9 protein-coding genes and 1 pseudogene are annotated in these 12,596 nt (G+C 55.9%); 4 read left to right on the forward strand and 6 right to left on the reverse strand.

Annotated features, from left to right (window positions below; all coding sequences use genetic code 11):
- Nucleotides 1-51: 51 nt before the first annotated feature.
- The 6 genes from A1355_RS06515 to A1355_RS06540 form a co-directional block, all read right to left on the reverse strand.
- Nucleotides 52-906, reverse strand: coding sequence for a CHAD domain-containing protein (locus A1355_RS06515; RefSeq protein ID WP_064026214.1), 855 nt, complete (start codon nucleotides 904-906; stop codon nucleotides 52-54).
- 6 nt (nucleotides 907-912) lie between these two features.
- Entirely contained in the window at nucleotides 913-1,653 is a 741-nt protein-coding gene (gene pssA, locus A1355_RS06520) for a CDP-diacylglycerol--serine O-phosphatidyltransferase (protein WP_064026216.1), read from the reverse strand.
- 193 nt (nucleotides 1,654-1,846) lie between these two features.
- On the reverse strand, nucleotides 1,847-2,632 hold the full coding sequence (locus A1355_RS06525) for an outer membrane protein OmpK (protein WP_064026218.1): 786 nt from the start codon (nucleotides 2,630-2,632) through the stop codon (nucleotides 1,847-1,849).
- A 68-nt stretch (nucleotides 2,633-2,700) separates the two neighbouring features.
- Nucleotides 2,701-3,717 (reverse strand): ketol-acid reductoisomerase, encoded by a 1,017-nt coding sequence (gene ilvC / locus A1355_RS06530; protein ID WP_064026220.1) that lies wholly within the window; start codon nucleotides 3,715-3,717, stop codon nucleotides 2,701-2,703.
- A 99-nt stretch (nucleotides 3,718-3,816) separates the two neighbouring features.
- Nucleotides 3,817-4,308 carry an acetolactate synthase small subunit gene (gene ilvN, locus A1355_RS06535; protein WP_064026222.1) on the reverse strand — a complete coding sequence of 164 codons (492 nt, stop codon included), beginning with the start codon at nucleotides 4,306-4,308 and terminating at the stop codon, nucleotides 3,817-3,819.
- Complete coding sequence (locus tag A1355_RS06540; protein ID WP_064026224.1) at nucleotides 4,308-6,044, reverse strand: acetolactate synthase 3 large subunit; 1,737 nt, start codon at nucleotides 6,042-6,044, stop codon at nucleotides 4,308-4,310. Before A1355_RS06540 ends, ilvN begins: the two co-directional genes overlap by 1 nt.
- A gap of 457 nt (nucleotides 6,045-6,501) precedes the next feature.
- Between A1355_RS06540 and A1355_RS06550 the strand changes: the two genes are divergently transcribed.
- The 4 genes and pseudogenes from A1355_RS06550 to A1355_RS06565 all read left to right on the forward strand — a co-directional run.
- Nucleotides 6,502-7,074 carry an HXXEE domain-containing protein gene (locus A1355_RS06550; protein ID WP_064026228.1) on the forward strand — a complete coding sequence of 191 codons (573 nt, stop codon included), beginning with the start codon at nucleotides 6,502-6,504 and terminating at the stop codon, nucleotides 7,072-7,074.
- 298 nt (nucleotides 7,075-7,372) lie between these two features.
- A complete protein-coding gene (locus A1355_RS06555; RefSeq protein WP_064026230.1) occupies nucleotides 7,373-8,569 on the forward strand; it encodes a ComEA family DNA-binding protein in 1,197 nt (398 codons plus the stop codon).
- A gap of 245 nt (nucleotides 8,570-8,814) precedes the next feature.
- Nucleotides 8,815-12,309: a chromosome segregation protein SMC gene (gene smc, locus A1355_RS06560; protein WP_064026232.1), complete on the forward strand. Its 3,495-nt coding sequence runs from the start codon at nucleotides 8,815-8,817 to the stop codon at nucleotides 12,307-12,309.
- Nucleotides 12,309-12,596, forward strand: a pseudogene (locus A1355_RS06565) (cell division protein FtsZ); the annotation flags it as partial. The gene smc and the pseudogene A1355_RS06565, both read left to right, overlap by 1 nt.

Below are 12,596 nucleotides of genomic sequence, written 5' to 3' on the forward strand. Positions count from 1 at the left end.
GGGCCGCACTATACTGCATAGTCGCCACGCGGCTCAAGTGCGGCGTTGCGCCTAAACGGCGAGGTCGGGTTGCCAGGGTTGAGCTTGGTCGGGCGCGGCTCGCCAGAATCGAAAGATCTCGTAACGGTCGGCAATGAATTCGGCCATCAGCTGCCGATGTTGCCGCTGAAAATAGTCGGCGACCGGTGCGGGCGGCGCGCCTCGATAGAACTCAGCCAAGGCCGATGCCAGCACTTCCGCGTTCTGAATATCGCCCATCGCGGTTAGATAGCGTTGCAAGCGTTCCAGTAAGTCCGGCTTCAGTCCAGGAATTTGATCGGGCGCGGCTTCCAGCATGTAACGCAGCTTTTTCAGCGCGATCCGCAGTTGATGGATCGTGGCCGGATGGCTGTCATCTATTGCGGCATGGCGCTCCAGCGCATCGGCATAAACCCGATCGACGACGGCCGGGATGGCTTGGGCAAGATCGATGTCGGCGGCGCGCCGGTTTGCTCGCCGGCCGGACTTTTTCAGTTTGCGCCGCAGATTGCCGGTCCTAAAAGCGGCGATCTCGGGTTCCAGGCGGCCAAGCAATCGGTTCTCCCGGCGACGCAAGTGCTCATGGAAATCGCGCAATTCCGGCAGTTCGACGATAGCCGCGTCGATGGTCAGCAACATGACTTGGGTATCGCGCAAATCGTCGAAGCGGTCGAGTTGCGCCTTCAGCACTTTGCGAGCTTTGCGTAACGCGGGGCAGGGCGCCAAGGCGCGGATCAGGTCTATCGCCGACACCAGCCGGCGGATGCCGGTGCGTAATTTGTGGATGTTGTCTTCGTCGGCCCTTTGCCGGCAGGTTTGCAGGCGTTTGCGATACAGTTGCCAGTGGCGGTCCAGGGCGTGTTGTAAGAACTTGCCGGCCCCGGCCATGACTGTTTAGCCCTTGCGGCTTTGCAGCCGGCGTTTGCGCACCACCAGCGTGACGATAGGGCCGGACAGCGCGTAGCCGACCGACAACAAAAACAGCATGCGTTGCGGTTGCGCCATCACGAAACCGATGACCAGCATCGCGATAATCGCGACGATGAACGGCACTTTGTTTTTGAAATCGAGCTCCTTGAAGCTGGAATAGCGGAAGTTGCTGACCATCAGTAGCCCGGTGCTGATCGTGGTAAACAGCACCAGATATTTGAAATTCTCGACGTCGTAGCCGTTTTCGATGCAAAACAACAGGCCGCCGGCCAGAATCGCCGCCGCCGCCGGGCTGGGCAAGCCCTGAAAATAACGTTTATCGGCGACTTCGACCTGGGTGTTGAAACGCGCCAAGCGCAACGCGCCGCCGGCCATGTGTACGAAGGCGGCGAACAGGCCGGCCTGGCCCATGCTGGACAAGGTCCACAAATACATGACGATGGCCGGCGCGGCGCCGAACGACACCATGTCGGACAAGCTGTCGTATTGCACGCCGAATTCGCTTTGGGTGTTGGTCAGCCGTGCCACTCGGCCGTCTAGGCCGTCCAGCACCATCGCGATGAACAGCGAAATCGCGGCGGTTTCGAAGCGGCCGTTGATCGCCGACGTGATCGCGTAAAACCCGGCGAACATCGCACCGGTGGTGAACAAGTTGGGCAGCAGATAAATGCCTCTATGACGCGCAATCGCTGGTTTTTTTATCATCTCGGTCGGACGGGAAATTCGATTTGGCGGCATTGTACATGGTGAATATGACGGTTGCTTGAGGAAATGCCGATTGCGGGCCGTTCAGTTAAACGATCTCGGCCTGCATCGACGCATCAGCGGTTTGGCCGGTTAAACGGAGGATTCCAAACCGGCGTGGTCTGTCGTGCAAATCGTTGATGTCACGAGCTCCTCAAAACTTCCAAACCACCAGCGCCTGCGGCAGGCTTTCATGCAGGCCTTTGATGCCGTATTTGTTGTGCCAGTATTGATATTCGATGCCGATAAACAAATGGTTACCCGCGCCCCATAGATCGCCGAGGTCCAGGCGCAGTTGCGGTTGGGCTAGGGCTTGGTGGGCGGCGGTTTGGTTGCGGCCGATGAAATCGGCGAAGCCCTCGAAGCTCCATTTTGTGCCGGCGATTTCGAAAGGCAGTTTCCACACCGGCGTGATTTGCCAAGAAGTGCCGATGTCGGCGGGTTCGGTGACGCGTTGCCGTAAAAAATCGACATTGAAGTACTCGAAATCCGGCAAATCGAAATCGACGCTGATGCCGTACAGCCAGGTCCGATAGCCGCTACGCGGGCTATTGACGTTTTCGCCCAGATTGATGCCCGCCGTGGCGCCGACATCCTTGACGATGCCGAACGACAGGTCCAGGCCGCTAATTTTGCCGAAGCTAAGGGTGCTGTACGCTTCGCCGTATAGGTTGACTTGCGCCGGTTGACCGCTTTCGGTGAACAGCGTGTCCATGAAGAAAAAGTTTCGGCCGTAACGCCAGCCGTGAGTGTGGGTCACGGTGACGATGGAGCGAGCAATATCGTTGGCGTTAAACGGTTCGGAGTAGGTTGGGCCGTGCAAATATTGAATTTCGCTGGTGCTCCAGTCCAGCCATTCGGCCGCGCTGGCGGCCGGTACGGCCAGTGCCGCGGCGGCGATGACGGTTTTCAGCGTATGCGAACGCAGCGACTCTGGCATGCTTTTTCGATCTAGCGGACAAAAAAAAGCCCATCGAGAAGATGGGCTTTTAAGTCTAGTCGATCAGCTTAGTTCTTGCTTTTATCGACGATTTGGTTGGCCTTGATCCACGGCATCATCGCGCGCAATTTGGCGCCGACTTGTTCGATAGGATGTTCGGCGTTCAAGCGACGGCGCGCGGTCATTTCCGGGTAGCCGGTTTGGCCTTCCAGGATGAACTGCTTGGCGTATTTGCCTTGCTGGATGTCTTCCAGGGCTTGTTTCATCGCCCAACGGCTTTCTTCGTTGATGACTTTCGGACCGGTCACGTATTCGCCGTACTCGGCATTGTTGGAGATCGAGTAATTCATGTTGGCGATGCCGCCTTCGTACATCAAGTCCACGATCAGTTTCAGTTCGTGCAAGCACTCGAAGTAGGCCATTTCCGGCGGGTAGCCGGCTTCGGTCAGGGTTTCGAAACCGGCTTTCACCAATTCCACCGCGCCGCCGCACAATACCGCTTGTTCGCCGAACAAGTCGGTTTCGGTTTCGTCGCGGAAAGTGGTTTCGATGATGCCGGAGCGGCCGCCGCCGATCGCCGAGGCATAGGACAGACACAATTCCTTGGCCATGCCGGACGCATTTTGGTGAATCGCGATCAAATCCGGGATGCCGCCGCCTTTGACGAACTCGGAACGCACGGTGTGGCCGGGTGCTTTCGGGGCGATCATGATCACGTCCAGGTCTGCGCGCGGCACGACTTGGTTGTATAAAATCGCAAAGCCGTGGGCGAAAGCCAGGGCCGCGCCTTGTTTGATGTTCGGTTCGATTTCTTCCTTGTACAGCTTGGATTGAAATTCGTCAGGGGTCAGAATCATCACCACGTCGGAGCCGGCGATGGCTTCCGGTACGTCCTTGACGGTCAGGCCGCTGGCCTGGGCCTTGCCGACGGACGCGGAGCTAGCGCGTAAGCCGACCACGACGTCGACACCGGAGTCTTTCAGATTGTTGGCATGGGCATGGCCTTGCGAGCCATAGCCGATGATGGCGACTTTCTTGCTGCGGATGATCGAAAGATCGGCGTCTTTGTCGTAATAAACTTGCATAGGTTCTCTCGTTACTCTGGTGTGAATTAAAAATTTTATCGACTTTCTGGGAGTCGCCGTCACGCGGAGTACCAATCTAGCGCGGTACTCCGGCGACGCTCATAGGTGTAAGCCTTTTTCGCCGCGGGAAATGCCGGTCGGGCCGGAGCGCACCACTTCGATGATGCAGCCTTCCTCGAAGCCGTGGATAAAGGCGTCCAGTTTATTGGATTGGCCGGTCATTTCCACGATGTAACTGTTGTGGGTGACATCGATGATCTTGCCGCGAAAAATATCCACCATGCGTTTGACTTCCTCGCGGGTGTCGTGGCTGGTTTTGATTTTGACCAGCATCAGCTCGCGCTCTATATGCGCCGATTCGGCTAGGTCAATCAATTTGACGACATCGATCAATTTATTCAGTTGCTTGGTGATCTGCTCGATGATTTCGTCGCTGCCGCTGGTGACCAAGGTCATCCGCGACAGGCTGGGATCTTCGGTCGGCGCCACGGTCAACGATTCGATATTGTAGCCGCGCGCCGAGAACAGTCCGGCGACGCGCGATAGCGCGCCGGCTTCGTTCTCGATCAGGATGGAAATAATGTGCCGCATCACGATAACTCCCTGTCGACCGGTGTGCCGGGTGCGACGCGCAATTTCATGTCGTGGTGGGCCTTGCCTGCTTCTATCATCGGATATACGTTCTCGGTTCTATCGGTAATGAAATCCAGGAACACGGTTCTGTCCTTCATTTCAAAGGCTTGTTTCAGTGCGTCGCGCACTTCTTCCGGTTTCTCAATGCGCATGCCGACATGGCCGTAGGCTTCGGCGAGTTTGACGAAGTCCGGAATCGTGTCCATGTAGGAGTGCGAGTAGCGGCTTTGATAGGAAAATTCCTGCCATTGCCGGACCATGCCCATGTAACGGTTATTCAGATTAACGATCTTGACCGGCGTGTTGTATTGCAACGCGGTCGAAAGCTCCTGTATGCACATCTGAATGCTGGCTTCGCCGGTGATGCAGGCCACGTCCGCTTCCGGAAATGCCAGCTTCACGCCGATCGCGGCCGGCAAACCAAAACCCATCGTACCCAGGCCGCCGGAGTTGATCCAGCGCCGCGGCTTGTCGAAATGGTAATACTGCGCCGCGTACATTTGATGTTGGCCGACGTCCGAAGTCACGAAGGCTTCGCCGTTGGTGACTTCGTACAATTGCTCGACCACGTATTGCGGCTTGATGATCCGGCTTTCCCGGTCGTATTCCAGGCAGCGGACTCCTCGCCAACTGTCGATCAACTTCCACCAGTTTTCCAGGGAGGCCTTTGACGGTTTGTCCTTGCTGTCGCGGATCAACTCGAGCATTTGCTTCAGCACCGGTTTAACTTCGCCGACGATCGGCACGTCCACTTTCACAGTCTTGGAAATCGAGGCCGGATCGACATCGATATGAATGATCTTGGCGTACGGGCAGAACTCGGTCAACTTGCCGGTCACCCGGTCGTCGAAGCGCGCGCCGACCGCCAGAATGACGTCGCTTTCGTGCATCGCCATGTTGGCTTCGTAAGTCCCGTGCATGCCCAGCATGCCGACGAATTGCTTGTCGGTGGCCGGATAAGCGCCCAGACCCATCAAGGTGTTGGTGATCGGAAAGCCCAGCAATTGAGTCAGCTCGGTCAATTCTTGATGGCCCTCGCCCAGGATTACGCCGCCGCCCGAATAAATGATTGGGCGTTGCGCGGCCAGCAGCATATCGACGGCGCGCTTGATCTGGCCCTTGTGGCCGGTCACTACCGGGTTGTAGGAGCGCATCACGATTTTTTTCGGGTACTTATAAGGTACCTTGATGTTCGGGTCGGTGATGTCCTTCGGCACGTCGACCAATACCGGGCCGGGGCGGCCGGTCGTCGCCACGTAAAAGGCTTTCTTCATGGTCTCGGCGAGATCGTTGACGTCCTTGACCAAAAAGTTGTGCTTGACGCAGGGGCGGGTGATGCCGACCGTATCGACTTCCTGGAACGCGTCGCTGCCGATCACCGGCGACGGCACTTGTCCGGAAATAATCACCATCGGAATCGAATCCATATACGCCGTGGCGATGCCGGTGACGGCGTTGGTGGCGCCGGGGCCGGAAGTCACCAGCACCACGCCGGGCTTGCCGGTGGCGCGGGCGTAGGCGTCCGCCGAGTGGGCCGCGGCTTGTTCGTGCCGGACCAGGATGTGCTTCACGTCGTCTTGATGGAATATGGCATCGTAGATGTGCAATACAGAGCCACCCGGATAGCCAAATACGAATTCGACACCTTCATCTTTAAGACATTGGACAAGAATTTGCCCGCCACTGAGTTCCAATTTTAAGCCCTCGAAAACAATACGGATCGCACGGATACGGATTTACAAAAAAGGTTGGATAAGCTACTGTCTTTGGTCGTTTTCGTCAAGGAAAACCCAGGGTTTCGCTTGGATTTTGCCGACACTGCAATTTAGGGTCGATCGTCATGAAGCGATGCATGGCGAATTAAACTGGGAGCAAGAGGTCTCGAAACCGTTTCAGCGAAGGGCGTTGCGCGAACTTTCGATCCAGTTTGTCCGGTTCGGGTGGGATGGGTTCCTGTTCGCTGATCACTTTCCACATTTGTCACGCTATTCGCTATTTATTTTGTTGCGGTCTTCCAAGGATACGACCAGTCGGGGGGGAGCTGCGTTGTTTACTTGGCGATTCCAACACGGAAATCGGCCGTTTGTCGGCGCTGAAACTTTCGAATTGGACTAGAGTTAACGACTTCTAATCGACTGTCGGAAACATTTCATGTTCGAGCGCTTGATAACGCATTGGGTTTATGGCGGCGCGTTGGCCGGGTTATTATTATTGATGTTATTCCCGTTGTTGACCGCAGGGTGGTCGATGCCGCTCGCGCTGACGTTTCTGCATCTGCCGATGTATATGCTGCATCAGTACGAGGAACACGATCAAGACCGCTTCCGAACTTTTTTCAACCGGACCGTCGGCGGCGGCAAGCCCGTGCTGTCGTCGTTGGCCGTGTTTATCATCAATGTCCCCGGCGTTTGGGGCGTCATCGTCATTGCCACCTATTTGGCGGTGCTCCACGAGCCGGGTCTGGGTTTGATCGCAGTCTATCTGGCCGTCGTCAACGGTCTGGTCCACATCGGTCACGCCTTGGCTTTCAAAATGTACAATCCCGGACTTGCGACCGGCGCGGCGCTGTTCTTGCCGGTAGGTGCTTACAGTATTTGGCAGTTTCATATGGCCGGGGTCGCGGGATTTGTGGCGCACGCGACCGGCATCGCGGTTGCCGTTGCCATCCATGCCGGGATTATCGTTTACGTCCGTAGCCGGGGCGCATTTGAGGGTCGCGCATGAAGCACGCGATTTGGCCGGGCGACCGATGCGCCGAGGTCGGCTGACCTACGTTCGTATCGACGCTTTGCGAGTTTTGTGTTCTCTTAAAAGCCTGTGCGCTCGCTCCGGATCCAGTATATTCGAATTGGCGGGGTTTGAGTTTTGCGGTATTCACCAAAATAGAGCGTTAAATTCAGCTTAATTGCACCTAGTTGGTGCTTAAGCGGCTGTTTTATAAGCAGTAAAAGGTTGGAAATAATAGCGGTATATTCTAGGCTTGATATATAATTTTCCTTCCTTAATCACTGAGTCATAATCTATGTATGCATTACAAAACCCTGTTTTTGATACCGATATTCCAGAGTTGCGGTTAAGCGGTATTAATGGTTATTCCATTCTAGGCGACCGTATTACGCTGAATATTGGTGAAATTGCCAACCACCGGTCGTTCGGGAATCTAAGCGGCACGCTTTCGGTGGAACTCTGGGCGCTGAATCAAGTGTATCAGGGCGGCGGTTTCAGCGGCATTCCGTTGGCTGGCGTCGTTATCGGCGAATTGCATGGTCAACATGCGATTGGGCCTGCTTCGTGGGATCTGGCGTTCCAAGAGCCCGGCGAAGGATACTGGCAACTGACGCTGATGTTGCGCGAGTGGAATGGCATGGCTTACGAGACGCGCGATTTCGTCAATTTCGCGGCACCGTACAGTCCGGTTAAAACGGCCGTCCGGCAAGCTACGAACAATGTCATCGAAGTGAGTTTCATCGAGTACAAGCATGCCGAAGCCAGCGATAACCAATCGGGACGCTTTATCGAGAACGACTACTTCGTGCAAGCCCAGGCGTTCAAACCGGCGGCCGCCGAACTGTTGTTACTGGGCAATTGCGGTTACGACGTTCAAAATGGGCGGATTCGGTTGAATGTCGGTGAAATTGCCAACCGGCGCGGCGCGGACAATATCAGTGGTACCTTGGCGTTGGAGTTATGGGCGCTCGATCAAGCCTATCAAGGCGGGCATTTCGACGGTTACGCTGTGGCCGGCATCCGGGTCGGCGAATTGGTCGGTCGGCAAGGTTTGCGCGAACTGAGTCTGGAAACCGAATTTTGCGAGCCGCCGGTCGGTCGCTGGCATTTGAGTCTCATGTTGCGGGAATGGAACGGAGTGGCGTACGAAACTCGGGATTGCATCAATTTCGCGGTCCCTTACACTGTGGCGCCGAAACCGGTCGCGGTTCGCAAAGAGTCGGACAATGTCATCAATGTTCAGTTCGGAGACACCAAAAAATCGCCAGTCACGCCAGTCGAGCCGGTAGCGCTTGCCGGCGCGGAGCAGGCGTCGAGAGCGTCGATCAACCAAGCAACCCTGGACGAATTGGGCGCGCTAAAGGGTGTGCCGAAAAAGACCGTCGAAAATATTGTCGCTGCGCAACCGTTCGCCTCGTTCGACGACCTCTCCAATGTCAAGGGCGTCGGCCCGAAATTGCTGAAATTGTTGCGCGAGCTGTTTGCGTTGTAAATGTTCCAGATTGAGCGGCGCGCGGCTTCGAAAGCACTTTCAGCGGTTTTGATCGCCGATTTGATTGCCAAGCGCGCTCGGGCATGCCGGCGACATTGCCGGCATGCCTTGGGCAGGTTTATCTAGCGACATTGCCCGCACACACTTTGCAGAAGTTCGGCGACTGAAATCGGATTCCCATCTCGCCGCCATTTCGACGATAATATCCGGCTTTGTCATTGTCGCCGGACCTCTAAATCCCAGTCATGAAGCTGGAAAAAATCAAACTCGCGGGCTTTAAGTCCTTTGTCGATCCGACCACGATTCCGATTCAGGGTAACCTGACCGCGATCGTCGGGCCTAACGGCTGTGGCAAGTCCAACATCATCGACGCGGTGCGTTGGGTGATGGGCGAGAGTTCGGCCAAGCATCTGCGCGGCGGCAATATGGCCGACGTGATTTTCAACGGTTCGTCCGGGCGCAAGCCGGTGAGCGTGGCGTCGGTGGAATTGGTGTTCGACAACGCCGAAGGTAAGGCCGGCGGCGAGTATGCGCAATACGCGACGATTTCGATCAAGCGCCAGGTGAGTCGCGACGGCCAGTCGCAATTCATGCTGAACGGCAGTAAATGCCGGCGCAAGGACATCACCGACTTGTTTTTGGGCACCGGCCTGGGTTCGCGCAGCTATGCCATCATTGAGCAGGGCACGATCTCGCGGATGGTGGAAGCCAAGCCGGAAGATCTGAAGCTGCATATCGAGGAAGCCGCCGGCGTTTCCAAATATAAGGAAAGGCGTTCGGAAACCGAAACCCGGATGCGCCATACCCGCGAGAATCTGGAGCGGTTGAACGACCTACGCGACGAGGTCGACAAGCAAATTAAGAACTTGGCCAAGCAGGCGGAAAAGGCCGAAAAATACACCGAATTCAAAAAGCAGGAGCGCCGCTTCAAGCAAGAATTGCTGGCGATGCGTTGGCAAAGCTTTCAGCGCAACGCCCAGCAACTCGAAGCCAAGCTACAGACGATCGCCGAGGAACATAACCGCTTGTTCGTGTTGCTGCGCGATACCGAAAAGGCGATGGAGCTGAAGCGCGGCGAGCAAAAAGCCCTGCAACAACATCTGGATAGCACTCAGGCAGAATATACCGCCGTCGTGGCCGAAGTCAGCCGGCTGGAACAGGCGATCAAGCACAATCAAAAAAGCCACGAAGAAACCTTGATCGAAATCGAGCGTTTGAAGCAGCAAGCCGAACACGCCAATATCGAATGCGAGCAGGATAGGCAACAACTGGAAGAAATCCGCCAGACCTTGCTGGAAGCCGAGGAGACGATGATCGTCGCCAAGGAACGCGAGGAAGACTTGCTCGGCATCCAACAGGATGCGCATCTGCAAAAACAGCAATGGCAGTTGCGTTGGGAAGAATTCTTGGCCGAGAACGCCGGTTATCGCGAGCAGGCCGAAGTCCAGCGGACCAAATTAGTCCAGTTGGAAAATCAGAATCGTCAGTTGCAGGCGAGATTGGATAAGTTGCGCGGCGAGCGCGGTGAGTTGGCCGATACCCAGTTGCAACTGGCTTTGGATACGCTGGATAGCAGTATCGAACTGATAGAGACCGAACGCGAACAGTTACAGCGGCAACTGGAAGCGGTGTTGCAGCGCATCGCCGAACTGCGCCCGGAGATTAAGCAATTACACGATAGCTTGCACACCAATCGTGCCGAGCTGCAGAAAGTCAACGGCAAGATCAGCTCGTTGGAATTGCTGCAGCAACACGCCATGGGCAAGGACAAAAAAGACTTGTCGGCTTGGCTGGAACAGGTCGGATTGGAGCAACAACCGCGGCTGGCCGAGTTTCTTGAGGCCGATGAGGGCTGGGAAACTGCGGTCGAAACGGTGTTGGGCAGTTATCTGGAAGCGATTTGCGTCGATAGTACCGAAACGATTCTTAGCGAGTTGCAGGAATTGAGCAAGCAGTCGCTGATCGTGTTCGAAACTCACACCGAGCCGTCGGTCGCCGCTTTAAACGCGTTGGCCGGCAAGGTAAACAGCCGTTGGTGCCTCGATAGTTTGTTGAGCGGCATCTACTGTGCCGATTCGATGACGCAAGCTCGCCAAATGGCCTTGCAGCCGCACGAGTCGGTAGTGTTGGCGGACGGCACTTGGCTGGGCCGGGACTGGATCAAAATCAGTCGCGGTAGCGACAGCAAGGCCGGTGTGCTGCATCGCGAAAAAGAGTTGCGCGAACTGAAGCTGCGCCAGGGCGAATTGCAGATGGCGATTGCCGAGGATGAGCAGCAATTGGAACACTGCGAGCAAGCATTGAAGGCCGCCGAGAGCCATCGCGAACAATATCAACAAAAAGATAAACTGCTGGGTGCGGAACATTCGGCCAAGAGCGCCGAATTCAGCGCCCAATCGGCTCGTCTGGAACAGCAGCAACGCCGCGCCGCCCAGCTCGATCACGAAATCGAAGAGCTGAGCGTGCATCTAGGCGAAATTGTCGAAAGTATTTCCGAAGCGGAGCTGATTAAACAGGATGCCGAGCAGGCACTGGGCGATTTGGGCGAGAAGAAAGCGCAACTGGAAGAGTTGAACCGGCAAATTCAGGCTCAACAACAAAATACCGACGCCTCGGTCGGCGAGGCCCGGCATCATTTACAGCGCCTGCATGCGCAGATCGAGTCGATGAAGTCGTCCGAAGTGCTGACCGTCAAGCAAATCGAGCGTTTACAGTCTCAGCATCGGCAAGCCACCGACCGCATCGCCGAACTGGAAAACAAGTTGCAGTTCGCACTGGCGCCGATGGACGACGAGAAAATGCAGCTCGAGGAATTGCTGGAGCGTAAACACGAGATCGAAGATCTGTTGCAATCGGAACGCAGGGCTCAACAAGCCAGCGAACAAACTGTCAGCGAGTTGGCCGAGCAATATTCCCGCAACCAACGCGAGCTCGAAAAGCAGAAAGAAGCCTTGGACAAGGTGCGCTTCGAGCAGCAGGACAGCAAGGTCAGGCAACAGACCGTCGCCGAACAATTGGCCGAAGTCGATGCCGACCCAGAAGTTATTTTGAGCGCTTTGTCGGACGGCGCCAGCGAGAGTCAGTGGAAACGCCAGGTGGACGATCTGGCCGAGCAAATCGAGCGCTTGGGTTCGATTAATCTGACCGCGATCGAGGAATATAAAACCCAATCCGAACGGATGAAGTTTTTGAACGAGCAGCACGACGACTTGGTCGACGCCTTGAACACGCTGGACCAGGCCATCAGCAAGATAGATCGCGAAAGTCGGCAGCGTTTCAAGGAAACCTTCGACAAAATCAACGACGGACTGAAGGAAAAGTTTCCGCGCCTGTTCGGCGGCGGCCAGGCTTATCTGGAATTGACCGAGGACGACGTACTGGAGGCCGGCGTCAACATCATTGCCCGGCCGCCCGGCAAGCGCAACAGCTCGATACATTTGTTGTCCGGCGGCGAGAAGGCGCTGACCGCCGTCGCGCTGGTGTTTTCGATTTTCGACCTGAATCCGGCGCCGTTTTGCTTGCTGGACGAAGTCGATGCACCGTTGGACGACGCCAACGTGGTGCGCTTTTCCAAGATGGTCGAGGACATGTCGTCTACCGTCCAATTCTTGTACATTTCACACAACAAAGTCACGATGGAAATTGCAAAACATCTGGCAGGTGTTACCATGAAGGAACCGGGCGTGTCCCGTTTAGTGGCTGTAGATATCGATGAAGCGGTAAGCATGGCGGAAAGCTAATGGATAAAGAACTACTCAGAGTCGTGATTATTTTGATCGGCGTGCTGGTGATGATCGGCATGGTGTTGTGGCATTTCGTCAAGGGTTTGCGCGACAAACGCGCGGCCGACGATTATTACGACGACGATCGCTACGACGAAAGAGACGACGAATTCGAGGTCGAAGCCGATGAAGACGAAATGGATTTGTTCCGGGTCGGCGAAGATCTGGTGGATGGCGATGCCTTGCTCGACGATAGGGCGATTCAGCCGACGCCCAAGCAGAGCACGCCGTCGCGGCCGGAGCCG

The organism is Methylomonas koyamae (genome assembly GCF_001644025.1).
Classification (GTDB): Bacteria; Pseudomonadota; Gammaproteobacteria; order Methylococcales; family Methylomonadaceae; genus Methylomonas; species Methylomonas koyamae_A.

What these genes read in the sequence shown, in the direction of transcription:
- A1355_RS06515 (WP_064026214.1), bottom strand. Translation starts at nt 906, where the DNA reads ATGGCCGGGGCCGGCAAGTTCTTACAACACGCCCTGGACCGCCACTGG.
- pssA (WP_064026216.1), bottom strand. Translation starts at nt 1,653, where the DNA reads ATGATAAAAAAACCAGCGATTGCGCGTCATAGAGGCATTTATCTGCTG.
- A1355_RS06525 (WP_064026218.1), bottom strand. Translation starts at nt 2,632, where the DNA reads ATGCCAGAGTCGCTGCGTTCGCATACGCTGAAAACCGTCATCGCCGCC.
- ilvC (WP_064026220.1), bottom strand. Translation starts at nt 3,717, where the DNA reads ATGCAAGTTTATTACGACAAAGACGCCGATCTTTCGATCATCCGCAGC.
- ilvN (WP_064026222.1), bottom strand. Translation starts at nt 4,308, where the DNA reads ATGCGGCACATTATTTCCATCCTGATCGAGAACGAAGCCGGCGCGCTA.
- A1355_RS06550 (WP_064026228.1), top strand. Translation starts at nt 6,502, where the DNA reads ATGTTCGAGCGCTTGATAACGCATTGGGTTTATGGCGGCGCGTTGGCC.
- A1355_RS06555 (WP_064026230.1), top strand. Translation starts at nt 7,373, where the DNA reads ATGTATGCATTACAAAACCCTGTTTTTGATACCGATATTCCAGAGTTG.
- smc (WP_064026232.1), top strand. Translation starts at nt 8,815, where the DNA reads ATGAAGCTGGAAAAAATCAAACTCGCGGGCTTTAAGTCCTTTGTCGAT.